The sequence below is a fragment of the Mesorhizobium hunchu genome (assembly GCF_040081975.1).
Lineage (GTDB): Bacteria > Pseudomonadota > Alphaproteobacteria > Rhizobiales > Rhizobiaceae > Mesorhizobium > Mesorhizobium hunchu.
The window spans coordinates 26,321-48,299 of record NZ_JBEBMG010000003.1; the positions used below are offsets into that span (position 1 = coordinate 26,321).

Here is a 21,979-nt window from a genome sequence, read left to right on the forward strand (position 1 = left end):
GCTCAGCCCTTGGCCTGCGGTGCGGCTGCCGCACCGGCCGGATGCGCGCTGCCTGACCCGCCGTTCTTTTCCAGCACCGCCTCGGTGATCGAATTGGGCAGGCGGCGCGGCGTCTCGATCAGGCCGAGCACCGGCATGACGATCAGGAAGAAGGCGAAATAGAACAGCGTCGCCATCTGCGCCATCAGCACGAAGGCGCCTTCAGCCGGCTGTGAGCCCAGCCAGCCGAGCAGGATGCAGTCGGCGGCGAACAGCCAGAAGAACAGCTTGTACCAGGGCCGGTAGACGGCCGAGCGCACCTTGGACGTGTCGAGCCACGGCACCAGGAACAGCATGGCGATGGCGCCGAACATGCACAGCACGCCGCCGAGCTTGGAATTGATCGGCCCGATGTTGAAGGTGATGGCGCGCAGGATCGCGTAGAACGGCAGGAAGTACCATTCGGGCACGATATGCGCCGGCGTCTTCAGCGGGTTGGCGACCGTGTAGTTGTCCGGATGGCCGAGATAGTTCGGGATGTAGAAGACGAAGTAGGCGAACACCAAAAGGAACACCACCATGCCGAGCGCGTCTTTGATGGTCGCGTAAGGCGTGAAGGCCACCGTGTCGGTCTTCGACTTCACCTCGATGCCGGTCGGGTTGTTCTGCCCGGTTATATGCAGCGCCCAGATATGCAGGACGACGACGCCGGCGATCATGAACGGCAGCAGATAGTGCAGGGCGAAGAAGCGGTTCAGCGTCGGGTTGTCGACGGCGAAACCGCCGAGCAGGAGCTGCTGGATCCAGTCGCCGACCAGCGGAATGGCCGAGAAGAAGCCGGTGATGACGGTGGCGCCCCAGAACGACATCTGCCCCCAGGGCAGAACGTAGCCCATGAAGCCGGTCGCCATCATCAGGAGGTAGATGATGCAGCCGAGGATCCACAAAAGCTCGCGCGGGGCCTTGTAGGAGCCGTAATAGAGACCGCGGAAGATATGGACATAGACGGCGATGAAGAAGAACGAGGCGCCGTTGGAATGCAGGTAGCGCAACAGCCAACCCTGGTTCACGTCGCGCATGATCTTCTCGACCGAATCGAAGGCGAGCCCGGTCGAATCCGAATAGTGCATGGCCAGCACGATGCCGGTCAGGATCTGCGCCACCAGCATGATCGACAGGATGCCGCCGAAGGTCCAGGCATAGTTCAGGTTGCGCGGCACCGGATAGGCGACGAAGCTGTCATAGACCAGCCTCGGCAGCGGCAGGCGGGCGTCGAACCAGCGACCGAGGCCGCTCTTCGGCGTGTAGGTGGAATGTCCCTCGTGCATGATTTCCCCCTGCCTCAGCCGATGCGGATCTTGGTGTCGGAGATGAACGAAAACACCGGAATGGCCATGTTCTCGGGCGCCGGCCCGTGGCGGATGCGGCCCGCCGTATCGTAGACCGAACCATGGCACGGGCAGAACCAGCCGCCGAACTCGCCTTCCTGGCCGAGCGGAATGCAGCCGAGATGGGTGCACACCTGAACCATCACCATCCAGGCTTCCTTTCCGGGCGTGGTGCGGTTTGCATCCGTGGCCGGTGCGTCGGACGCCAGATTGGCGTTGCGGGCGATCGGATCCTTGAGGTCTTCGAGCTTGACGTCTTCACCGCTCTTGATCTCTTCCGGCGTGCGGTTGCGGACCACGACCGGCTTGCCGCGCCACTTCACGATCAGCGACGAACCGGCCGTCAGCGACGAAACGTCCACTTCGACCGTGGACAGCGCCAGCGTCGACGCGTCCGGACGCATCTGGTCGATGAACGGCCAGGCGAAGGCGCCGGCTCCGACCACGCCGGCCATGCCGGTGGCGATATAGAGAAAATCGCGGCGATTGGGATCGTGGGTATCGTCTGTCGCGCTCACGGCTGCCTGGTCCTTTCGCCTCTTCTACCGAAAGGCCGAGCCACTTGTCCCCGCTCGACACGCCGGCCCGATACCGCATGGCAACAGGCTAGCGAATTTCCCTCCGGCATTTGGAGTTCGGTTTATGCGTGACGATGATTTTTGTCCAGTCGGGTTAGGACATGACGGCAGATTGTCGCGGCCACCTTTTGGTCACACTCGCCGGCGCCGCGTAAAAGCCCGCGCTCAGCGCGCGCCGAGCCGCATAAGCACCTCTTTGGGAATGGCGAATTCCCTGATGACCGAATCGTGCCGGCGGAACCCGCACAATTCGCGCTGGATGAACCAGGCATAGACGGCGTCGGCGGCTTCTTTCAGCAATTGCGAGCGCAGCTTCTCATATGCCTCGTCTGATTCGACCGGCGATCGACCATGCGCCTTGAGCCGTGCCAACTGCCTTTCGGCACGGTCGCCGGCCCGGCCGAGCGCCGACGCCTTTTCCGCCAGGATTTCGTGACCGAGCGCGTCGAACAGCACTTCGGACACGGAAGCGGCGGCGAAACTGCTGGGCGGGCGCACGGACATCGCCCTCAGATATGGCCTGCGGCGCCGCACCGCAACAGCGGTGGCGCGACGCATCGGCGCGGTCGCAGCATGTCAGGCCGGCCGCGTCTCCTCCAGCGGGCTCTCCTCGTTGAACAGGAAACCGCCGGATTGCCGCTTCCACAGGCGCGCATAGAGCCCGTCGCGCGCCACCAGCTCGTCATGCGTGCCTTCTTCCACGATGCGGCCCTTGTCCAGCACCACAAGCCGGTCGAGCGCGGCGATGGTGGACAGCCGGTGGGCGATGGCGATGACGGTCTTGCCCTGCATCAGCCGGCCGAGGTTTTCCTGGATCGCCGCTTCGACATCGGAGTCGAGCGCCGAGGTCGCCTCGTCCAGCACCAGGATCGGCGCGTCCTTGAGGAAGACGCGGGCAATGGCGATGCGCTGGCGCTGTCCGCCCGAGAGCTTGACGCCGCGCTCGCCGACATAGGCGTCGTAGCCCGTCCTGCCCTGCACGTCGCGAAGCGACAGGATGAAGCCGTCCGCCTCCGCCCGGCGCGCCGCCGCCATCACATCCGCTTCCGTCGCCTGCGGCATGCCGAGCTTGATGTTGTCGCGCAGCGACCGATGGAACAACGCCGTATCCTGGCTGACCACGCCGATGGTGGCGCGCAGCGAATTCTGCGTGACCGAGGCGATGTCCTGCCCGTCTATGTCGATCTCGCCGGCTTCGAGGTCGTAGAGCCGCAGCAGCAGGTTCACCAGCGTCGTCTTGCCGGCCCCCGAGGGGCCTACAAGGCCGACCTTTTCCCCGGGCCGGATCGTCAGGTTTATGCCGTCGAGCACGCCCGAGCCCTTGCCGTAGTGGAACACGACGTTCCTGGCGTCGATCCGTCCGCCGGTGACGACGAGAGCCTTCGCGTCGGGCGCGTCGGTCAGGCCGAGCGGCTGCGAGATCAGCGCCTTGGAATTCTCCAGCACGCCGAGATTGCGCAGGATGCCGTTCAACTGCATCATCAGCCGTCCGAGCAGCATGTTCATCCGCAGCACCAGACTGAGGGTGAAGGCGACCGCGCCGACGGTGATCGACCCTTCCACCCACAGATAGACAGCGAAACAGGCGATGGCCGTGATCATCACGCCCGACAGAACCGTCAGAGCCACCCGCACGCCGGTGAGGCGGCGGGTGAAGGGCCGCAGCGCGTCCAGATAGATGTCGAAGCCGTTGCGGATGAAGCGGTCGTCGCCGTCCGCGGCGAACAGTTTCAGCGTCTGCACGTTGGAGTAGGAATCGATGATGCGGCCGTTGATCATCGAGCCGGCCTCGGCCGTAGCCTCCGCATTCCTGCGGATTTCCGGCAGGTAGTGCCGGGCGAGCAGCGCGAAGGCGCCGATCCACACGATCACCAGCGCCGCCATGCGCCAGTCGAGACCGGCCATCAGCGCCAGTGTGGTGACCGTATAGACGATCATGAACCAGACGACCTCGATGAAGCTTTCCATCAGGTCGCCGGTGGCCTGGCCGGTCTGCCATACCTTGGTGGCGATGCGACCGGCGAAATCATTCTGGAAGAAGGTGTAGGACTGGCGCGAGACGTGCCGGTGTGCCTGCCAGCGCACCAGGTTGGAGAAGCCCGGCGTGATGGTCTGCTGGTCCACCAGCGCGGAGACGGTGACGACGACCGTGCGGATCACCAGCACCACCGCCACCATGAACAGAAGCTCGCCGCCGGCAGCGTTCCACAGCGCCGCCCAGCTCCGTTCGCCGTGCACCTCGTCGAGTATGTCGACGACCCTGCCGACGAAATAGAACAGCCCGGCCTCCACCAGCGGCGCGATGCCGCCAATGACCAGCATCAGGAAGAACGCCCCCTTCGCCTGACCGACATAATGCCACATGAAACCGGCCGTGGTGGCGGGCGGGCGCAGATCGGCCGGCTCGCGAAACGGCGGAACCCAGCTCTCGAACCAGCGGTAGACGGGACTGAGAAGGCTCATGTGTCCCCTCCCCCTTGCGGGGAGGGGTTAGGGGTGGGGGTTATGCCTTGGCGAGACACATCTCTCATTCCGCCGCTTCTTCCTTCATCTCCGCCACGCCGAGCGACATGCGCGCCGCCGGCTCGTGCGGGTCGTCGTGCAGCAGGAAGCCGCCGGACTGGCGTTGCCAGAGCTGCGAGTAGAGGCCGCCCTGCGCGATCAGCTCGTCGTGCGAGCCCTCCTCCACGATTCGCCCCTTGTCCATCACCACCAGCCGGTCCATGGCCGCGATGGTCGACAGGCGGTGGGCGATGGCGATGACGGTCTTGCCCTGCATGAGCTTGTACAGATTTTCCTGGATGGCGGCCTCGACCTCGGAATCTAGCGCGGACGTGGCTTCGTCAAGGATCAGGATCGGCGCGTCCTTCAGCATCACGCGAGCAATCGCAATGCGCTGGCGCTGACCGCCGGACAGCTTGACGCCGCGCTCGCCGACATGGGCATCGAGCCCCTTGCGGCCCTTGGCGTCGGCAAGCCCGGGAATGAAGCCGAGCGCTTCGGCGCGGCGCGCGGCTTCCACCACTGCCTCCTCACCGGCATCGGGGCGGCCATAGAGGATGTTGTCGCGCACGGAGCGATGCAGCAGCGAGGTGTCCTGCGTCACCACGCCGATCGCCGCGCGCAGCGTGTCCTGCCGCACCGCCGCAATGTCCTGGCCGTCGATCAGGATGCGCCCGCCCTCGAGATCGTAGAAGCGCAGCAGAAGGTTGACCAGCGTCGACTTGCCGGCCCCCGAGCGCCCGACGATCCCGACCTTCTCGCCGGGCCGGATCGTCAGCGTCAGGTCCTCCAGCACGCCCTTGCCCTTGCCGTAGTGGAAGCGGATGGCGTCGAAGCGGATTTCCCCGCGGTCCACCTTGAGATCGAGTGCGTCGGGGCGGTCCTCGACCAGCCTCGGCAGCGAGATCGAGGCGATGCCGTCCTGCACCGTGCCGATGTTCTCGAACAGGCCCGACACCTCCCACATGATCCATTGCGACATGCCGTAGAGGCGCAGCACCAGGCCGACCACAACCGCGACCGCTCCGATGGTCACGACCTCGTTCAGCCACAGGCCGATCGCCAGCGCCCCGACGCTCAGCAGCAGCAGCGAGTTGAGCCCATAGACGACCATGTAGAACTTGCTGATCAGCCGTCCCTGCGCATAGGCGGTCTGCATGAACTCCGCCATGCCCTCGCGGGCATAGTCCGACTCGCGCCGTCCATGCGAGAACAGCTTCACCGTCTGGATGTTCGTGTAGCTGTCGACGATGCGGCCGGTCATGATGGACCGCGCGTCGGCCTGCGCGGCCGACACCTTGCCGAGCCGCGGGATGAAATAGCGCAGCGCAAGCAGATAGCCGGCGAGCCACAGCGCCATCGGCGCCGCCAGCCGCCAGTCCGCCGAGCCGACGATCACCAGCATGCCGAGGAAATAGACCATGACATAGTTCAGCACCTCGGCGAACTTGATGACCGTCTCGCGCACGGCGAGCGCCGTCTGCATCAGCTTGGTGGCGATGCGCCCGGCGAACTCGTCCTGGTAGAAGGCCATCGACTGCTTGAGCAGGTAGCGGTGCACCTGCCAGCGGATGCGCATGGGATAGTTGCCGAACAGCGTCTGGTAGGTGTTGAACGACGACAGCGCCACCAGGAGCGGCAGCGCCACGCCGACGATCAGCGCCATGCCCGCCAGCTTCCACCATTCCGTCTGAAGGAACGTCTCGCGGTTCTGCACCGACAGCCAGTCGACGATATGGCCGAGGAAGCCGAACATCCAGACCTCGATGATGGCGATCAACGCCATCAGAACCGCCGCGAGCAACACGAACGGCCATGCCGGCCTGGTGAAGTGCCAACAGAAGGCAAGCAGAGCGCGCGGCGGCTCGACCGGCTCCGCGACGGGAAACGGATCGAGCCTTTTTTCGAACCAGCCGAACATGATGCGTGCCTCCAGCTACGTCCTTTTCGCCTCAGGCGGCGCGCGCGAGACCCTGCACCCCGGACGAATCATCCGGGGTGCAGGTCTCGTCGCGATCACTATAGGCGGGCGACTGCCTGTCGCCGATGGTCTTGTCCAGCGAGCCCTGCTCTTCGGCCTTGCCGCCGCCGAGCCCGGCCAGGCGCATGATCCTGCGCACCAGCGACGGCCGGCTGTAGTCCGGCACGGCGCGCGAGAAATCGACGTCGGGCAGCATGCCGCGATGCGACCGGCGGCGGGTCTCGGCATGCACGGACGAGGAATGGGTCTCGCCGATCAGCAGCGCCCAGGTCGCCAGCTTGCGTTCGTGCAGGCTTCTCGAACCAGGAACCTTGTATGGATCGAACATCGGTCCGTCCTCCATTGAAAAAATGACGTTTGAAAAAGCGGATTCCCGACCGCCGGCCCACGGGATGCCGGTGACGGATCGGTGCACAGGGATATGGTCAGACGGGGCGGTGCGCCCCTTGGAAAGATTGAAAAACATCGCGCGAATCCTTCGAAAACCTGGTGAGGGTTCCGGCGGAATCCGTGTCGAGCGAAGCTAGTCTGTCAGATAGAGCGTCGAACCGAATGCCGCCGTCAGGCGGTGAGCCCGGAGACCGGGCGCATCCCCGATACGGGACGCATCCCGAATCCGGAGCAGACCCAGGCGCGGGGGCGGTGGATGTCTACGGTCGTCATGAATTCCATATCCGCCTCCGTCGGTTCGCGTTGACAATGGCGGCTTCATACACGCATTCGCAGTCGATGACCACCCGCAGGCGCGCCGCCGCCGACGGCCGCTGCATCCCTGTGGCGAATCTGCCACGCAGGAAAAACACATGAATCCCAAGCAGGATCTGCGCATCGCGCTCTACCAGCCGGACATCGCCGGCAACACCGGCACGATCCTGCGCTTCGCCGCCTGCATGGGGATCGCCGTCGACATCATCGAGCCGGCCGGCTTCGATCTCTCCGACCGCAATCTCAGGCGCGCCGGCATGGACTATCTCGAAATGGCGGCGCTCACCCGGCATGTCGACTGGGACGCCTTCCAGCAATGGCGGATCGCGCAGCGTCGCCGCCTCGTGCTCATGACCACCAAATCCGCCCTGCCCTACACCGACTTCGCCTTCGGCGTGGCCGACATCCTTTTGTTCGGCCGCGAATCCGCAGGCGCGCCGAACAAGGTCCACGAGGCGGCGGATACGCGCGTGACCATCCCGATGCCCGGTGGCGGCCGCAGCCTCAACCTCGCGCTCTCGGTGGCGATGGCCACCGGCGAGGCGATGCGACAACTCCGATAGCGCCCGCGCCTCGCGCAGGAGGAAGCCGAGCGCTTCCAGCCGTGCCATGCCATATCCGAATTCATGCTTTCCGTCGCGTCGCTGCATAGCGGCCTCCTCGGTTGCAGGGTGGAGGCGGATTGGATAAAACCTCAACTAATATTGAGGTCAAGCGGAAACAGACGGAGGCAGCGGAGGCATGGCGCTCGCTCGCGAACTGACGGTGGGACAGGTGGCGGCGCGCGCCGGCGTTGCCGTATCGGCCCTTCATTTCTACGAGGCGCGGGGCCTGATCCGCAGCCACCGGACCGCCGGAAACCAGCGCCGCTATTCGCGCGACGTGTTGCGGCGCATCGCCATCATTCGGATCGCCCAGGAGGTCGGCATCTCACTGGCCGACATCGCCGGGGCGCTCAACGCCCTGCCCGAGGGCCGCACGCCGAACAGGCGGGATTGGAATCTGCTTTCAACGACATGGCGCAACGATCTCGACCACCGCATCAACCAGTTGAAGAAGCTGCGGGACGGCCTGAGCGACTGCATCGGCTGCGGCTGCATGTCGATCGACAAATGCCCGCTGCGCAACCGCGAGGACCGGCTGGCGAGCGAGGGGCCGGGCGCGCGACGGCTGGCGGTGAAGTGAGGATGGCAACGGACGAGGCAGGCAATTCGGGCCGAGACGCCTTGCGCGCGGCCGCCGATCTCTCCGGTGCCGATCCGAACTCGCCAACCAAAAACCCGCTTGACCAATCCATAACCATTCGATTATACGCCAATCAATAACCAATCAGTTATCGATTTGATGCCCACGACCGACACCCTTTTCCGCACCCTCGCCGACCCGTCCCGGCGCGCCATTTTCGAGCGCCTGTGCCGCGAGGGGGAATTGACGGTCGGCGCGCTGACCGCCCAGGCCGGCATCTCGCAGCCCGCCGTGTCGAAACATCTGGGATTGCTCAGGCAGGCCGGGCTTGTGCGCGACCGCCATGAAGGCCGCCAGACGCATTATCGCGCGGACCCCGAGGCATTGGCCCCGCTCGCCGACTGGACGAGACAGATGGCCGGCTTCTGGGAAGGCCGCTTCGATAACCTTGAAGACCTGCTCAACAGGATGGACCAATGACCGAAACCCGATCCGTCGTCGTCGAACGCGAATTCCCGCACCCGCCCGAAAAACTCTGGCGTGCGCTCACGCAACCGCATTTTATCGAGGAATGGCTGATGAAGAACGACTTCAAGCCCGAAGTGGGTCAGCGCTTCGATCTCAGCGCCGACTGGGGGTCGGTGGCCTGTCAGGTCAAGACGCTCGAAACGGCAAGGACGCTTTCCTATAGCTGGAACACCAAGGATCTCGACAGCGTCGTCACCTGGACGCTGACGCCCACGCAGGCGGGAACGCTGCTGCGCATGGAGCAGACGGGTTTCCTCCAGGACCAGCGCTCCTACTACCAGGGCGCCGTCGTCGGCTGGCAGCGCTTCTTCTCCAATCTGGAAGAGGTCGTCGGAAAAATGGACTGAGCGCGCACCTGAAACGCCCGCGCCATGCCCCGAGCCAACCATCGACAGGAGACCGCATTGAACGTGAACCATTGGATCAGGCAGTTCCACCGTTGGGTATCCGTTATCTTCACTGTGACGGTGATCGCCAATTTCGTCACCATGGCCTTTGGCCAGCCGCCCGCCTATGTGGTCTATTCGCCCCTGCTGCCGCTCTTCCTATTGCTGTTTTCGGGCCTCTATATGTTCGTGCTGCCCTATATGGGAAAGAAGCGCGCCGCACGGCGCGCCGCCGCATAGGAAACGCGACGGCAGCCCTATATATGGGCTGATGCCGAATAGAAGGCGATGACGACATGAAGACGAAAGCGGACGCTGCCGGCGATAAATCCCCCGCGCAGATGATCGACGCGCGGATCGAGGAATTGGGCGACTGGCGCGGCGAGATGCTGGCCAGGCTGCGCGCCGTCGTCAGGCAGGCTGACCCCGAGATCGTCGAGACATGGAAATGGCGCGGCGTTCCGGTCTGGGAGAATGCCGGCATCATCTCCACCGGTGAAACCCACAAGAGCGTCGTCAAGATGACCTTTGCCAGGGGCGCGTCGCTCGACGACCCCAAAGGCCTTTTCAATTCCAGCCTCGAAGGCAACACCCGCCGCGCCATCGATTTCCACGAGGGTGACGAAGTCGACGAAGAGGCACTGAAGGCGCTGGTGCGCGCGGCGGTGGACCTGAACCTGTCGAAGAAAAAGCGCTGAGGGCAGCCCCTCCGGCCCACACCGGATTTCCGCGTATCACACGCCCGGTGCTCAATCGGCCGCCGGCAGCCGCCTGATGGTGAACTCGATCACGTCGCCCGGGCGCTCGAACCAGCTTTCGATTTCCGTCCAGTAGGCCTGCTTCGGCCAGCGGTCGAACCATTCCCTTGCCTTGCGGCGCGCATCGGAGCGCGGCAGCACGAAGGTCTCGCGCAGGAAGCCGTCCCGCGGCTTGTCGCCGCGCTCGGCGCGGGACTGGTCGAGCCTCCTCTTCAGCCCATCCAGCGACGGTCGCGAGGGAGTGCGCACAAAAGAACTCCTTGACCCAAGTCAAGGACAGACTAGGCATCGCTCCGGGAAAAGACGAGTCATTTGTCGGACATGGGGTCCGAAGGCGGAGAGTGCATTTTGGAACGACCGGACATCGAGGCGGGTCTCCCCGTCGACATCGAAGACAAGAAGGAATCGGCGCGCCTGTGGTTCGAGGGCCTGCGTGACCGCATCTGCGCGGCCTTCGAGGGCATCGAGGACGAATTGAAGGGGCCACAGGGCGACTGGTCCCCCGGCCGCTTCGAAAGGAAGTCGTGGCTGCGGGACGGAGGCCCCGATGGGGAAGACCGCGGCGGCGGCACAATGTCGGTCATGCACGGCCGCGTCTTCGAGAAGGTCGGCGTCCATACGTCCACGGTCCACGGCGAATTCTCTCCGGAGTTCCGCAAGCAGATACCGGGTGCCGAGGACGATCCGCGCTTCTGGGCGAGCGGCATTTCCCTCATCGCCCATCCCTGGAACCCGAACGTGCCCGCCGTCCACATGAACACGCGCATGGTGGTGACCTCGCGGCAATGGTTCGGCGGCGGCGCGGACCTGACGCCGGTGCTCGACCGCCGCCGCACGCAGGACGATCCCGACAGCCTGGCCTTCCATCGCGCCATGCGCTTCGCCTGCGAGAAGAACGCGGCGGTCGCCGACTACGACCGCTACAAGGCCTGGTGCGACGAGTATTTCTTCCTGCCGCACCGCAACGAGCCGCGCGGCATCGGCGGCATCTTCTTCGACTGGCTGCATTCGCCGCAGGAAAAGGGCGGCTGGAACGCCGACTTCGCCTTCGTGCAGGACGTCGGCCGCGCCTTCCTGGTCGTCTACCAGCATCTGCTGCGCGCCAATTTCGGCGCGAACTGGACCGACGGCGACCGGTCGGAACAGCTTGTCCGGCGCGGCCGCTATGCCGAATTCAACCTGCTCTACGATCGCGGCACCATCTTCGGCCTGAAGACGGGCGGCAATGTCGAGTCCATCCTGTCGTCGCTGCCGCCGGCGGTGCTCTGGCCCTGAGGAAACGGAGCGGCGGGTAAAGGCATCGCCGCTTTTTCACATTTCCCGCAACCCGAACCGTCGATCCGTGTTATTCTTCCAAACCAACCGTTCATGGAAAGGAGGAAGCCCATGAAGGAATTTCAATGCGGGTCGCTTGTCCCGGGTTGCGACTGGCACACGCGCGCCGAGGAGGAAGCCGAGGTGATGCGCCGCGCCGTCGAGCACATGCGCGAGACGCACGGCGAGGACACGATCCGCGAGACCATGATCGAGGCGATCCGCTCCCGGATCGAAAACGTCCGCGACGCGGCCTGATCCGGAACTGCACCTATTCCTTTGCCGGACCTATTCCTTTGAAAGACTTGCGGCGCGCTCGAGCAGCGCGTCGCGGCTAATTGTGAAGCCAGCCTCCACCCACTCGTCTTCCAACTGCTTCAAGGCCTTGCCGAGACCGGGACCGGCGCGAAAGCCGAGCGCCGCGAGATCCGCCCCGCGCAGAGGGAAATCGGGACGCTGCCATGCCGCCGCGAACGACAGCAGCCTGGAGAAGCCGCCGGCTTCCATCATCGCCCTGTCGTCCTCGACCGCCTTCGACCGGGCTGAGGCGAGCGACAGCCGCAGGCGGTCCGTTATGCCTTGCCTGTCGCCCCGATAGAGCGTCTTGGCGAGCACGGTCTCGGTGGTTTTGCTGTCGAGCGGTGCGGTCATGGCCCAGCGCTGCAGCCGGTTCGTCTCCTCTTTCGACATGCGCAGCCGCGCCGTCATCGCCGTCATGCGCGTTGCGTCCGGCGGCACGATGGCTTCCAGCCTGAGAAGCGGTTCGGGCGCCCAGCCGAGGCTCTTTTCCGTTGCGACCAGCCCGTGGACGGCGTCGATGCCCCATTTCTCGCTTTCCGGCAGCACGCGCGTCAGGACGCCGGCCTGCCGCATCCATAGCAGCGCGCGCGAGGGATCGGGCGCGGCGAGCAGTTTCTTCAGTTCCGACCAGACGCGCTCCGCCGAAAGCCGGTCGAGCCCCTCCTTCAGCCGCGCGCAGGCCTTCAGCCCTTCGGCGTCGGGCCGGCCGTCGCCATACCAGGCGAAGAAGCGGAAAAAGCGCAGGATGCGCAGATAGTCCTCGCGGATGCGGGTTTCGGCGTCGCCGATGAAGCGCAACCGCCGCGCCTCGATGTCAGGCAAGCCGCCGACGAGATCGACCACCGTGCCGTCCGCTTCGGCGTAGAGCCCGTTGATGGTGAAGTCGCGCCGGCCGGCATCCGCCGCCCAGTCGCGGCCGAACAACACCTTGGCATGGCGGCCATCCGTCTCGATGTCTGCGCGCAGCGTCGTCACCTCGAAGGGGCGCCCGTCGATCACCGCCGTCACCGTGCCGTGCTCGATGCCGGTGGGCACCGCCTTGAAGCCCGCTACCTTCACCCGCCGCATGGTCTCGTCCGGCAGCGTCGTGGTGGCGATGTCGATATCGGCCACCGGCTGGCCGAGCAGTGCGTTGCGCACCGCCCCGCCGGCGATGCGGGCAAGTTCGCCGTCGGCCGAAAGCGCTGCAAGGAGCTTTTGCAGGTGCCTGTCGTCCAGCCAGTCGCCCCGGCCCGCGATCGAAACCGCAACGGTCATGCATAAAGCCTTTCATAGAGCGTGCGGATGATGCCGGCCGTCACGCCCCAGATGCGGTTGCCGTCATAGGGCATCTCGTAGAAGAACCATTCGCGATCGTTCCAGAAGCGGCTGCCACGACCGTGGTTCGCCGGGTCCATGAGAAAGCGCAGCGGCACCTCGAAGGCCGCGTCCACCTCTGCCGGATTCAGCGTCAGATGAAAGCCCGGCCGCACCACCGACAGGATCGGCGCGATCCGGTATCCGGAACCTGACACATAGTCCGGCATGCGCCCCACCACCTCGACGAAGGCCGGATCGAGGCTGACCTCCTCCTCGGCCTCGCGCAACGCCGCCGCTTCCGGCGAGGCGTCTTCCGCGTCGATGCGCCCGCCAGGAAACGCCACCTGCCCGGTATGGTTGCGCAGCGTCTCGGCGCGCTTGGTCAGAAGGACGGTCGCCTCGGCGCCACGGTCCACCACCGGTATCAGCACGGCGGCATCGCGCAGCGCCGTTTCCTTCAGCCGCAGGCGCGGATGACCTGGATTGAAACGATGGTCGCCGAAGCTGTCCCCCGCTTCCGCCGGCGACTGGGCGGCGGCGCGCTGCCTGAAATCGGCTGCCGAAAAAGGTCTTGCCGCTGTCTGGTCCATCATGCGCTCAGCTTGGCCAGCCGCTCCGCCGGCATGATCGGGAAGACCGCGCCGCGCGAGCGCACGGAAAACATCGGGATGCCGTCCACCTCGATCTCCTCGCCATGCCCGACCAGTTCGTACATGACCGGCCGCGCGACCAGCGCCTCCAGCCGCCCGCGCACCAGGAGATAGGGTTTCAGGCCGCCCGTCTCCTCCTCGTCGACGAAGCGCAGGGGATGGTCCGGGCCGGCTTCCACCACGTCGCCGACATTGGTGCGGAAGGTGATGACCTGGTCCTTGCCTTCTCCCGAAACGTCTGCCTCCACCGCCACGAAAGGCGCGTCGACCACGCGGATGCCGACGCGCTCCACCGGCGTCACCAGATAGGTTCCGCCGTCCGCGTCCTTGCGCAGCACGGTCGAGAAAAGCCGCACCAGCGGCGCCCGGCCGATCGGCGTGCCCATGTAGAACCATGTGCCGTCTGGTCTGATCTCCATGTCGATGTCGCCGCAAAACGGTGGATCCCAGCGCTCGACGGGCGGAAGGCCCTTGCCGGCGCGGGCCGCGCGGGCGATCAGGGCCTCCAGGCCGCGCGCATCGGAAGCGGCGGCGAGCCCGTCTGGATCCTGGCGGGAATGTTCGGTCATCGTCACGAAATAGTCACTGTTGTCGCGCTTGTCAGCCGGGGTTCGTGATTTAAGTTTTGCATGGGTCACGCTGAATCGATTCGCGGCATCGCGCGTTTTGGCGCGGCATTCCAGCCAGGGGAACCGTTGCGGATGAGCGTGATCGTCAAGGAAAGCCCGATCGACGAAAAGGAGATGATCGCTGAGGCCGAAAAGGCGCTGGCCGACATCTCCCGCATCCGCGAAAGCGTCGGGCGCGTCATCTTCGGTCAGGAAAGCGTGGTTGAGCGCACGCTGGTGGCGCTGCTGGCGGGCGGCCACGCGCTTCTGGTCGGCGTGCCTGGGCTGGCCAAGACCAAGCTGGTCGAGACGCTCGGCACCGTGCTGGGACTCGATTCAAGCCGCATCCAGTTCACGCCCGACCTGATGCCCTCCGACATCCTCGGCTCCGAGGTGATGGAGCAGGATGAAACGGGAAAGCGCTCCTTCCGCTTCATTTCCGGCCCGATCTTCACGCAATTGCTGATGGCCGACGAGATCAATCGTGCCTCGCCGCGCACCCAGTCGGCGCTGCTTCAGGCAATGCAGGAATATCACGTCACGGTCGCCGGCCGGCGCTACGACCTGCCCTCGCCCTTCCACGTGCTCGCCACCCAGAACCCGCTCGAGCAGGAGGGCACCTATCCGCTGCCCGAGGCGCAGCTCGACCGCTTCCTGATGCAGGTCGATATCCTCTACCCCGACCTGGAAGCCGAGCGACGCATCCTGCTCGAAACCACCGGCGTCGACGAAGCGAAGGCGGCCAATGCCGTCCAGCCCGAGCGCCTGAGGGAAATCCAGACGCTGATCCGTCGGATGCCGGTGCCCGAAAGCGTGGTCGAGGCGATCCTCGATCTGGTGCGCGCGGCCCGGCCCGGCCAGGGTAACGAGGAAACCGACCGGCATGTCGCCTGGGGTCCCGGCCCGCGCGCCAGCCAGGCGCTGATGCTGTGCACCCGCGCCCGCGCGCTTTATGACGGGCGCCTCGCGCCGTCCGTCGACGACGTGCGCGCGCTGGCCGAGCCGGTGCTGCAGCACCGCATGGCGCTGACCTTCGCCGCCCGCGCCGAAGGCATGGGCGTGCGCGACGTGGTGGCGAGCCTCGTGAAGGGAATTTGATGGCGAGGGTCGGCGAGGCGCAGGCACCGATCGAGGCCCGCGACGCGCTTGCCCGTGGCCGGCTCAGGGCATCGCTCGTGCCGGACCTGCTGGTCGAGGCGCGCCGCATCGTCAACACGGTGATCGCCGGCTGGCACGGGCGCCGCAAGCAGGGCATAGGCGAGAATTTCTGGCAGTTCCGGCCCTATTCGGAGGGCGAGTCGGTCAACCGCATTGACTGGCGCCGCTCGGCCCGCGACGACCATACCTATGTGCGCGACCGCGAATGGGAGGCCGCCCACACGGTCTGGCTCTGGGCCGATCCCTCGCCGTCGATGCTCTACAAATCGGCCGGTGCGTCCGTCTCCAAGGAGTCGCGCGCCTTGGTGCTGGCGCTGGCCATGGCCGAACTGCTGTCGCGCTCCGGCGAGCGCATCGCCTGGCCCGGCCTGACCGACCCGTTCACCAACCGCAACGGCGCCGAGCGCATCGCCTCCCGCTTGATGCACGCGGCGAGCCTGCCGGCGCGGCCGGACCTTTCCGCGATACGGCGGTTCTCCGACGTCGTGCTGATCTCCGATTTCCTCGATCCCGCCGACGAGATCATGGCCTGGCTGGATGCGCTCGCCCGCCACGGCGCGCGCGCCCATCTGGTCGAGATCGCCGATCCGGCGGAGGAGACTTTCCCCTATGCCGGCCGCACCGAATTCACCGATCCCGAAACAGGCGACAAGCTGACCGCCGGCCGCGCCGAGCGGCTGGCGCAGGATTATCGCCATCTCTACGCCGCGCGCCGCGCCGAGCTTGCCGCCTGGTGCAAGCGTCTGGGATGGAGTTTCACCACCAACCACACCGACAGGCTGGCGTCCGAAGCGCTGGTGCGCCTGCATCTGGCGATGGGCGACGACGGCGGCTACGGCGGGAGCGTGCGGCCATGAGGCGCTGCTCTTTTTCAACAAAGGTACCCCCACCCCTAACCCCTCCCCACAAGGGGGAGGGGGAGCTGCCGCCTGCCAGGTCCCCCTCCCCCTTGTGGGGAGGGGTTAGGGGTGGGGGTTCGACACACCCGACATTTATAGGAAGGTTTGTTCACGCAAGCCGCCGGAGACTTGCGTCATGAGCTGGCTGCCGCTCTCCTTCGGCGCGCCCATGGTGCTGTGGGGACTGATCGCCCTGCCCATCATCTGGTGGCTGCTCAGGCTGACGCCGCCCAAGCCGCAGGCCGAGGTGTTTCCGCCGCTGCGCATCCTGGCGCGCGTGCTGAAACGCGAGGAGACGCCGCAGCAGAGCCCCTGGTGGCTGACGCTCCTGCGTCTGCTTCTCGCGGCGCTGGTGATCATGGCGCTCGCCGAACCTGTGTGGAACCCGCGCGAAAAGCTGCCGACCGGCGGCAAGGCGCTGGCGCTGGTGATCGACAACGACTGGGCCGCCGTCCCCGACTGGGACAAGCGCGTCGCCACCGCCGAGCGGCTGATCAACGATGCCGGCGCGAACGGCGTTCCGGTGGTGGTCGCCTTCACGGCCGAGAAGCCGAACGCCGAGATCGGCCCGTTCGACGCGGCCGCCGCGCTCGACAGGCTGCGTGCCGCCAAGCCGCGCCCGATCCCGACCGACCGGCCCGCCGTCTATGCGCGCGTCGCCGAAACCCTGAAGACCCTGCCCGGCGCCTCCGTCGCGGTGCTGGCGGACGGGCTCGCCGCCAATGACGATCAGCAGGCGTTCCGCACCCTGCTGTCGGAGAACGCCGGCGACCTCATCTGGGCCGTGCCGGAGCGCATCCAGCCGATCGGCCTGACGGCGACCGAGAACGACGTCGACGGTTTTTCGCTGACCGCTATCCGTGCGGCCGGCAATTCCGGGCCGGCCCAAGTGACGGCGGGCGCCTTCGACGACAAGGGCCACCGCATTGCCGACGCGACCCTGACCTTCGGCCCCGGCGCGACCAGCGCCACGGGCGAGATGAAAGTACCCTTCGAGCTGCGCAACGACTTCTCTTCCGTCGCCCTCGACGGCGAGCGCCATGCGGGCGCGGTGCGCGTGCTGGACGAAAGCTCAAGGCGCCGCCGCGTCGGGCTGCTCGCCCAGGCCGATGCCGACCAGGCGCAGCCGCTGCTGTCGCCGCTCTACTATATCCGCCGGGCGCTTTCGCCCTTCGCCGATCTTGTCGAGCCATCCAGCGCCGACCTCGCCGAAGCGATCCCGCAGATGCTCGACCGCAAGCCCGCGATGATCGTGATGGCCGATGTCGGCACCATCCCCGAGCAGGTCAGGCCGCGTCTGGTCGACTGGGTGGAGAACGGCGGCATGCTGGTGCGCTTCGCCGGTTCGCGCCTCGCGGCCGCCGGCAACGACGACGAGTTGCTGCCCGTACGCTTGCGCACCGGCGAGCGCAACCTCGGCGGCGCGCTGTCCTGGACCACGCCGCAGCCGGTCGCCGATTTCCCGAAGAACGGCCCCTTCGCCGACCTGCCGCCGCCGGCGGAGGTCACAGTCTCGCGCCAGGTGCTGGCCGAGCCGTCGCCCGACATCGTCGACCGCACCTGGGCGAGCCTTGCCGACGGCACGCCGCTGGTCACCGGCCTGAAGAAAGGCAAGGGCACGCTGGTGCTCTTCCACGTCACCCCCGAAGCGACATGGTCGAACCTGCCGATCTCGGGCAGCTTCGTGGAGATGCTGCGCCGCATCGTACAGATGTCGCGCAATCAGGGCAGCGTCGCGGCGCAGCCGGAAGCGAGCGCGGCAGCGCTCGCACCCTATCGCATGATCGGCGCCGACGGCGCGCTCGCACCGCCCTCGCCCGACGCGCGCCCGCTCGTGCCACGCGCCGGCGCGCCGGTCACGCTGGAAAATCCGCCCGGACTCTATGGCTCGGAGGCCGGCGTCGTCGCCCACAATCTGCTCGCCGCCGACGCCGCCTTCACACCGATCGCCCGCCCGCAGGTTTCCGTGCCGGTGACGACGGTGCACTATGCCTTCGACGAGTCGGAACACTTGAAAGGCCCTCTGGTGGCAGCCGCCCTGTTCCTGATGCTGCTCGACACGCTGGCCGTGCTGTGGATGGGCGGCCTGTTCTCGCGGCGTGGACGCGGGCGCGCCGCAGCCACCACCGCCGCGCTGCTCGTCGCCGCAGGGCTTGCCGTCATCCATCCCGACGTGGGGCGCGCCGACGATTCGAGGCCCGGAGACGCCACCGCGATCGCGGCGGTCGAAAAAACCCGCCTCGCCTATGTCGTCACCGGCGTGCCGGGCGACGACGCCGTCAGCCGCGCCGGCCTGGAGGGCTTAACCCGCTTCCTCATCGACAAGACCGCGCTGGAGCCGGGCGCACCGGCCGGCGTGGACATCGCCAAGGACGAGCTGTCGTTCTACCCGATCATCTACTGGCCGATCGATCCGGCAGCACCCATGCCCAGCCAGGCCGCGATCTCGCGCATCGATGCCTATATGAACCAGGGCGGGACGGTGCTGTTCGACACGCGCGACCAGTATTCCACCGGATTCGGCGCGGATGCCGCGAGCCCCGCCACGGAACGGCTGCGCGACATCCTGTCGGGCCTCAACGTGCCGCCGCTGGAGCCGGTGCCGCCGGATCACGTGCTGACCAAGTCCTTCTACATCCTTCCCGAATTTCCCGGCCGCTTCAACGGCGGCCCGCTCTGGGTCGAAGCCTCGGCGGAAGCGTCCAACGCCGACAACCGGCCCGTGCGCACCGGAGACGGCGTGTCGCCCATCATGATCACGGCCAACGACTTCGCCGGCGCCTGGGCGATCGACGAGAACGGCCAGCCGCTGCTTCCCACGGTTCCGAACGACCCCATGCAGCGCATCTACGCGCTGCGCGCCGGCGTCAATATCGTCATGTACATGCTGACCGGCAACTACAAGTCCGACCAGGTCCACGTCCCGATCCTGCTCGAAAGGCTGGGACAGTGATGTCCGAGGTTTATTTGATCCCTCGTACCCCCACCCCTCAAGAGAGAGGGGGACTCGGGAACGCTGCTGCCAAATTCCCCTCCCCCTTGAGGGGAGGGGTTAGGGGTGGGGGTACGCCTCTCAACGACGACGTCGTCGCTGTCGAATTCATGGCAGCGTGCCCATGAACTGGTCGCTGTCCTTCGAGCCACTGCTGTCGTGGACGCTGGTCGCCGCCGCGCTGGTTCCGCTGACGGTCCTCGCGCTGCTGGCGCTGTGGATGCGCCAGCGCGGGTCGTGGCTGCGCATAGCGGCGCTGGCGGCGCTGGCGCTGGCGCTGGTCAACCCGGTCTTCCTCGACGAGGTCCGCGATCCCTTGAAGAGCGTGGTCGCCGTCGTGGTCGACCGCAGCCAGAGCCAGGACATCGGCGAGCGCACGAAGCAGACAGACGCAGCCCTTGCCGGGATCAAGCAGCGTCTCGCCCGCTTCCCGCAGTTCGATGTCAGGGTGGTCGAGACGGGCCGGTCGCCGGCCGCCGAGGAGCGCACCGAGACGCGGCTCTTCTCCGCGCTCGACGGCGCTTTCCGTGACGTCCCGCCCTCGCGCATCGGCGGCGCGATCATGATCACCGACGGCGAAATTCATGACGTGCCTTCGGGAACGCCCGAAGTCCATTCGCCTGTGCATGCACTGATCACCGGACAGGAGCACGAGAAAGACCGGCGCATCCGGTTCGAGAAGGCGCCGCGTTTCGGCCTCGTCGGCAAGCCGCTCGACATGACCTATCGGGTCATCGATTCCGAAGGCGGTTCCGGCTCTGTCGACGTGCGTGTCTCGGTCAACGGCGAGCAGGTCTCGGTCGAGCATGCTGTCGTCGGACAGGAAACGCCGCTGTCGGTGACGGTGCCGAACGCCGGCCGCAACATCGTCGAACTTTCCATCCCGACCGAAGAAGGCGAACTCACCGACACCAACAATCACACGGTCGCGCTGATCGACGGCATCCGCGAGAATTTGCGCGTCCTGCTGGTTTCAGGCGAGCCGCATGCCGGTGAGCGGACCTGGCGCAATCTCCTGAAATCCGACGCCTCGGTTGACCTCGTCCACTTCACCATCCTGCGCCCGCCGGAAAAGCAGGACGGCACGCCCATCAACGAGCTGTCGCTGATCGCTTTCCCAACGCGCGAGCTGTTCGTCGACAAGATCAACCAGTTCGACCTGATCATCTTCGACCGCTACCAGCATCGCGACGTGCTGCCGATCCTCTATTACGACTACATCGCCCAGTATGTCGAACAGGGCGGCGCGCTGCTGATCGCCGCCGGTCCGGAATATTCCGGCGAGCAGAGTATCGCCCGCACGCCGCTGATGCCGGTACTGCCCGCGATGCCCGATGGCAATGTCGTCGAAAAGGCGTTCTACCCACGCCTGACGGACCTTGGAGAGCGCCACCCCGTGACGCGCGGCCTCGACGGCTCGCAGAGCGAGCCGCCGCACTGGAGCCGCTGGTTCCGCACCATCGGCATCGACAAACCGGAAGGCCAGGTGGTCATGAAGGGAGCCGACGACCGGCCCCTGCTCGTGCTCGACCGCAAGGGCGAGGGCCGCGTCGGCATGCTTCTGTCCGACCAGGGCTGGCTGTGGGCGCGCGGCTACGAAGGCGGCGGCCCGCATGTCCAGCTCTACCGCCGCATCGCCCACTGGCTGATGAAGGAGCCGGAACTCGAGGAGGAGCGGCTGACCGCCGACGGGCGCGGCATGGTGCTGGAAATCCGCCGCCAGACCATGAGCGACGATCCGGGATCCGCAAAGGTCATCACCCCATCCGGCAAGGCGGTATCGGTCAAGCTCGAGAAATCGGAGCCCGGCGTCTTCACCGGCAGCCTGGAGGTCAAGGAGATCGGCCTTTATCAGGTCGGCAACGGCGATCTCACGGCGCTCGCCCATGTCGGGCCCGTCAACGCTCCCGAATTCGCCGACGTCGTCTCGACCGAGGACAAGGTCCGCCCGGCCGCGGAAGCGACCGGGGGCAGCGTGCGCCGCCTCGCCCCTTCGCAACTCTCCGTCTCGTCCGGCCAGACCGTTTCCCTGCCCTCGATCATCCCGGTGCGCGCCGCCGGCGAAGCCTCGGGCCGCGACTGGATCGGCCTCAGGACCACCGACGACAGCGTGCTGAAATCCGTCAGCCGGGTGCCCCTGTTCGGCGGCTTCCTCGGCCTCGGCCTGCTGCTGCTGGCGCTGGGATCCATGTGGTACAGGGAGGGCAGATAGTGCGCCCTCCCTCCCCCTTGAGGGGAGGGTGGCAGGCCGAAGGCCTGTCGGGAGGGGTCGCCGACCGTAGGGCGCGACTCCATTTTTGCGTGAGAGCAGCGGAGGTTACCCCTCCCACCTCGCTTCGCTCGGCACCCTCCCCTCAAGGGGGAGGGAAAGCTCTCCTACTCCTCCGGCTCGGTCGTGAACGTCAGCGGATAACCTGCGGCCTTGCCGGCGTCGGTGGCGCGGGTGGCCTTGGTCTCGGCGACATCCCTGGTGAACACCGCGACCACGCACACGCCGCGTCGATGCGCGGTGATCATGATGCGGTGCGCCTGGTCCTCGCTCACGCGGAACTCCGCCTTCAGCACACGCACCACGAACTCGCGCGGCGTGTAGTCGTCGTTGAGCAGGATGACCTTGTAGAGCTTCGGGCGCTCGACCTTGGGCTTCGCCCTTGTCCGGGGCCTCGTGATGATATCGTCTGTCATGTGCGGTGCGACCGTGTCGCAAAAGATGCCGCAATCGTTGCGGCAGGTATGAATATGTTGTCGCTCCGACGTCGGATTCAACCC

23 protein-coding genes are annotated in these 21,979 nt (G+C 66.3%); 12 read left to right on the top strand and 11 right to left on the bottom strand.

What is annotated here, in order from left to right; genetic code table 11:
• Positions 1-2: 2 nt before the first annotated feature.
• From ABMA46_RS06885 to ABMA46_RS06910, 6 genes are all read right to left on the bottom strand, one after another.
• A complete protein-coding gene (locus ABMA46_RS06885; protein ID WP_348998587.1) occupies positions 3-1,307 on the bottom strand; it encodes a cytochrome b in 1,305 nt (434 codons plus the stop codon).
• Positions 1,308-1,321: 14 nt separating this feature from the next.
• On the bottom strand, positions 1,322-1,885 hold the full coding sequence (gene petA, locus ABMA46_RS06890) for a ubiquinol-cytochrome c reductase iron-sulfur subunit (protein WP_348998588.1): 564 nt from the start codon (positions 1,883-1,885) through the stop codon (positions 1,322-1,324).
• A 225-nt stretch (positions 1,886-2,110) separates the two neighbouring features.
• A complete protein-coding gene (locus ABMA46_RS06895) occupies positions 2,111-2,449 on the bottom strand; it encodes a DUF6665 family protein (protein ID WP_348998589.1) in 339 nt (112 codons plus the stop codon).
• A gap of 72 nt (positions 2,450-2,521) precedes the next feature.
• Positions 2,522-4,408, bottom strand: a complete 1,887-nt coding sequence (locus ABMA46_RS06900; protein WP_348998590.1) for an ABC transporter ATP-binding protein — start codon at positions 4,406-4,408, stop codon at positions 2,522-2,524.
• A 64-nt stretch (positions 4,409-4,472) separates the two neighbouring features.
• The gene (locus tag ABMA46_RS06905) at positions 4,473-6,368 is read right to left on the bottom strand and encodes an ABC transporter ATP-binding protein (RefSeq protein ID WP_348998591.1); all 1,896 of its coding nucleotides are present in this window, start codon (positions 6,366-6,368) and stop codon (positions 4,473-4,475) included.
• Between the two features lie 31 nt (positions 6,369-6,399).
• The gene (locus ABMA46_RS06910) at positions 6,400-6,756 is read right to left on the bottom strand and encodes a hypothetical protein (RefSeq protein ID WP_348998592.1); all 357 of its coding nucleotides are present in this window, start codon (positions 6,754-6,756) and stop codon (positions 6,400-6,402) included.
• A 475-nt stretch (positions 6,757-7,231) separates the two neighbouring features.
• Between ABMA46_RS06910 and ABMA46_RS06915 the strand changes: the two genes are divergently transcribed.
• The 6 genes from ABMA46_RS06915 to ABMA46_RS06940 all read left to right on the top strand — a co-directional run bounded on the left by ABMA46_RS06915 (position 7,232) and on the right by ABMA46_RS06940 (position 9,930).
• Entirely contained in the window at positions 7,232-7,696 is a 465-nt protein-coding gene (locus tag ABMA46_RS06915) for a tRNA (cytidine(34)-2'-O)-methyltransferase (protein ID WP_348998593.1), read from the top strand.
• 178 nt (positions 7,697-7,874) lie between these two features.
• The gene (gene soxR / locus ABMA46_RS06920; protein ID WP_348998594.1) at positions 7,875-8,318 is read left to right on the top strand and encodes a redox-sensitive transcriptional activator SoxR; all 444 of its coding nucleotides are present in this window, start codon (positions 7,875-7,877) and stop codon (positions 8,316-8,318) included.
• Positions 8,319-8,477: 159 nt separating this feature from the next.
• Positions 8,478-8,798, top strand: a complete 321-nt coding sequence (locus tag ABMA46_RS06925) for an ArsR/SmtB family transcription factor (protein WP_348998595.1) — start codon at positions 8,478-8,480, stop codon at positions 8,796-8,798.
• Positions 8,795-9,193 carry an SRPBCC family protein gene (locus ABMA46_RS06930; protein ID WP_348998596.1) on the top strand — a complete coding sequence of 133 codons (399 nt, stop codon included), beginning with the start codon at positions 8,795-8,797 and terminating at the stop codon, positions 9,191-9,193. Before ABMA46_RS06925 ends, ABMA46_RS06930 begins: the two co-directional genes overlap by 4 nt.
• 57 nt (positions 9,194-9,250) lie before the next feature.
• Positions 9,251-9,472 (top strand): hypothetical protein, encoded by a 222-nt coding sequence (locus ABMA46_RS06935; protein ID WP_348998597.1) that lies wholly within the window; start codon positions 9,251-9,253, stop codon positions 9,470-9,472.
• A 56-nt stretch (positions 9,473-9,528) separates the two neighbouring features.
• Positions 9,529-9,930: a DUF1801 domain-containing protein gene (locus tag ABMA46_RS06940; RefSeq protein ID WP_348998598.1), complete on the top strand. Its 402-nt coding sequence runs from the start codon at positions 9,529-9,531 to the stop codon at positions 9,928-9,930.
• Positions 9,931-9,981: 51 nt separating this feature from the next.
• On the opposite strand, the gene ABMA46_RS06945 is transcribed toward ABMA46_RS06940, so the two are convergent.
• Positions 9,982-10,239 carry a hypothetical protein gene (locus tag ABMA46_RS06945; RefSeq protein WP_348998599.1) on the bottom strand — a complete coding sequence of 86 codons (258 nt, stop codon included), beginning with the start codon at positions 10,237-10,239 and terminating at the stop codon, positions 9,982-9,984.
• A gap of 99 nt (positions 10,240-10,338) precedes the next feature.
• Between ABMA46_RS06945 and hemF the strand changes: the two genes are divergently transcribed.
• Both hemF and ABMA46_RS06955 read left to right on the top strand, forming a co-directional pair.
• Positions 10,339-11,265, top strand: a complete 927-nt coding sequence (hemF, locus tag ABMA46_RS06950; RefSeq protein WP_348998600.1) for an oxygen-dependent coproporphyrinogen oxidase — start codon at positions 10,339-10,341, stop codon at positions 11,263-11,265.
• A 111-nt stretch (positions 11,266-11,376) separates the two neighbouring features.
• Complete coding sequence (locus ABMA46_RS06955; protein ID WP_348998601.1) at positions 11,377-11,562, top strand: DUF1059 domain-containing protein; 186 nt, start codon at positions 11,377-11,379, stop codon at positions 11,560-11,562.
• Between the two features lie 30 nt (positions 11,563-11,592).
• Here the strand turns inward: ABMA46_RS06955 and ABMA46_RS06960 are convergent, their stop codons facing one another.
• Genes ABMA46_RS06960 through ABMA46_RS06970 form a run of 3 tightly spaced genes read right to left on the bottom strand, consistent with a single transcriptional unit; the run spans position 11,593 to position 14,122 of the window.
• Entirely contained in the window at positions 11,593-12,861 is a 1,269-nt protein-coding gene (locus tag ABMA46_RS06960) for a CCA tRNA nucleotidyltransferase (protein WP_348998602.1), read from the bottom strand.
• Entirely contained in the window at positions 12,858-13,493 is a 636-nt protein-coding gene (locus ABMA46_RS06965; protein ID WP_348998906.1) for a CoA pyrophosphatase, read from the bottom strand. Before ABMA46_RS06965 ends, ABMA46_RS06960 begins: the two co-directional genes overlap by 4 nt.
• The gene (locus ABMA46_RS06970) at positions 13,493-14,122 is read right to left on the bottom strand and encodes a DUF1285 domain-containing protein (RefSeq protein ID WP_348998603.1); all 630 of its coding nucleotides are present in this window, start codon (positions 14,120-14,122) and stop codon (positions 13,493-13,495) included. Before ABMA46_RS06970 ends, ABMA46_RS06965 begins: the two co-directional genes overlap by 1 nt.
• Before the next feature lie 132 nt (positions 14,123-14,254).
• On the opposite strand from ABMA46_RS06970, the gene ABMA46_RS06975 reads away from it, so the two are divergent.
• The 4 genes from ABMA46_RS06975 to ABMA46_RS06990 all read left to right on the top strand — a co-directional run bounded on the left by ABMA46_RS06975 (position 14,255) and on the right by ABMA46_RS06990 (position 21,422).
• Positions 14,255-15,259, top strand: coding sequence for an AAA family ATPase (locus ABMA46_RS06975; RefSeq protein WP_348998604.1), 1,005 nt, complete (start codon positions 14,255-14,257; stop codon positions 15,257-15,259).
• Positions 15,259-16,176, top strand: coding sequence for a DUF58 domain-containing protein (locus tag ABMA46_RS06980; RefSeq protein ID WP_348998605.1), 918 nt, complete (start codon positions 15,259-15,261; stop codon positions 16,174-16,176). Before ABMA46_RS06975 ends, ABMA46_RS06980 begins: the two co-directional genes overlap by 1 nt.
• 178 nt (positions 16,177-16,354) lie before the next feature.
• Positions 16,355-19,171 (top strand): DUF4159 domain-containing protein, encoded by a 2,817-nt coding sequence (locus tag ABMA46_RS06985; RefSeq protein ID WP_348998606.1) that lies wholly within the window; start codon positions 16,355-16,357, stop codon positions 19,169-19,171.
• A gap of 163 nt (positions 19,172-19,334) precedes the next feature.
• Positions 19,335-21,422 carry a hypothetical protein gene (locus ABMA46_RS06990; protein WP_348998607.1) on the top strand — a complete coding sequence of 696 codons (2,088 nt, stop codon included), beginning with the start codon at positions 19,335-19,337 and terminating at the stop codon, positions 21,420-21,422.
• Positions 21,423-21,586: 164 nt separating this feature from the next.
• Here ABMA46_RS06990 and clpS read toward each other — a convergent pair whose 3' ends face one another.
• Positions 21,587-21,895: an ATP-dependent Clp protease adapter ClpS gene (gene clpS, locus ABMA46_RS06995; protein WP_348998608.1), complete on the bottom strand. Its 309-nt coding sequence runs from the start codon at positions 21,893-21,895 to the stop codon at positions 21,587-21,589.
• Positions 21,896-21,979: the final 84 nt, after the last annotated feature.

What these genes read in the sequence shown, in the direction of transcription:
- ABMA46_RS06885 (WP_348998587.1), bottom strand. Translation starts at nt 1,307, where the DNA reads ATGCACGAGGGACATTCCACCTACACGCCGAAGAGCGGCCTCGGTCGC.
- ABMA46_RS06895 (WP_348998589.1), bottom strand. Translation starts at nt 2,449, where the DNA reads ATGTCCGTGCGCCCGCCCAGCAGTTTCGCCGCCGCTTCCGTGTCCGAA.
- ABMA46_RS06900 (WP_348998590.1), bottom strand. Translation starts at nt 4,408, where the DNA reads ATGAGCCTTCTCAGTCCCGTCTACCGCTGGTTCGAGAGCTGGGTTCCG.
- ABMA46_RS06905 (WP_348998591.1), bottom strand. Translation starts at nt 6,368, where the DNA reads ATGTTCGGCTGGTTCGAAAAAAGGCTCGATCCGTTTCCCGTCGCGGAG.
- ABMA46_RS06910 (WP_348998592.1), bottom strand. Translation starts at nt 6,756, where the DNA reads ATGTTCGATCCATACAAGGTTCCTGGTTCGAGAAGCCTGCACGAACGC.
- ABMA46_RS06915 (WP_348998593.1), top strand. Translation starts at nt 7,232, where the DNA reads ATGAATCCCAAGCAGGATCTGCGCATCGCGCTCTACCAGCCGGACATC.
- soxR (WP_348998594.1), top strand. Translation starts at nt 7,875, where the DNA reads ATGGCGCTCGCTCGCGAACTGACGGTGGGACAGGTGGCGGCGCGCGCC.
- ABMA46_RS06925 (WP_348998595.1), top strand. Translation starts at nt 8,478, where the DNA reads ATGCCCACGACCGACACCCTTTTCCGCACCCTCGCCGACCCGTCCCGG.
- ABMA46_RS06930 (WP_348998596.1), top strand. Translation starts at nt 8,795, where the DNA reads ATGACCGAAACCCGATCCGTCGTCGTCGAACGCGAATTCCCGCACCCG.
- ABMA46_RS06940 (WP_348998598.1), top strand. Translation starts at nt 9,529, where the DNA reads ATGAAGACGAAAGCGGACGCTGCCGGCGATAAATCCCCCGCGCAGATG.
- ABMA46_RS06955 (WP_348998601.1), top strand. Translation starts at nt 11,377, where the DNA reads ATGAAGGAATTTCAATGCGGGTCGCTTGTCCCGGGTTGCGACTGGCAC.
- ABMA46_RS06960 (WP_348998602.1), bottom strand. Translation starts at nt 12,861, where the DNA reads ATGACCGTTGCGGTTTCGATCGCGGGCCGGGGCGACTGGCTGGACGAC.
- ABMA46_RS06965 (WP_348998906.1), bottom strand. Translation starts at nt 13,493, where the DNA reads ATGGACCAGACAGCGGCAAGACCTTTTTCGGCAGCCGATTTCAGGCAG.
- ABMA46_RS06970 (WP_348998603.1), bottom strand. Translation starts at nt 14,122, where the DNA reads ATGACCGAACATTCCCGCCAGGATCCAGACGGGCTCGCCGCCGCTTCC.
- ABMA46_RS06975 (WP_348998604.1), top strand. Translation starts at nt 14,255, where the DNA reads ATGAGCGTGATCGTCAAGGAAAGCCCGATCGACGAAAAGGAGATGATC.
- ABMA46_RS06980 (WP_348998605.1), top strand. Translation starts at nt 15,259, where the DNA reads ATGGCGAGGGTCGGCGAGGCGCAGGCACCGATCGAGGCCCGCGACGCG.
- ABMA46_RS06985 (WP_348998606.1), top strand. Translation starts at nt 16,355, where the DNA reads ATGAGCTGGCTGCCGCTCTCCTTCGGCGCGCCCATGGTGCTGTGGGGA.
- ABMA46_RS06990 (WP_348998607.1), top strand. Translation starts at nt 19,335, where the DNA reads ATGAACTGGTCGCTGTCCTTCGAGCCACTGCTGTCGTGGACGCTGGTC.
- clpS (WP_348998608.1), bottom strand. Translation starts at nt 21,895, where the DNA reads ATGACAGACGATATCATCACGAGGCCCCGGACAAGGGCGAAGCCCAAG.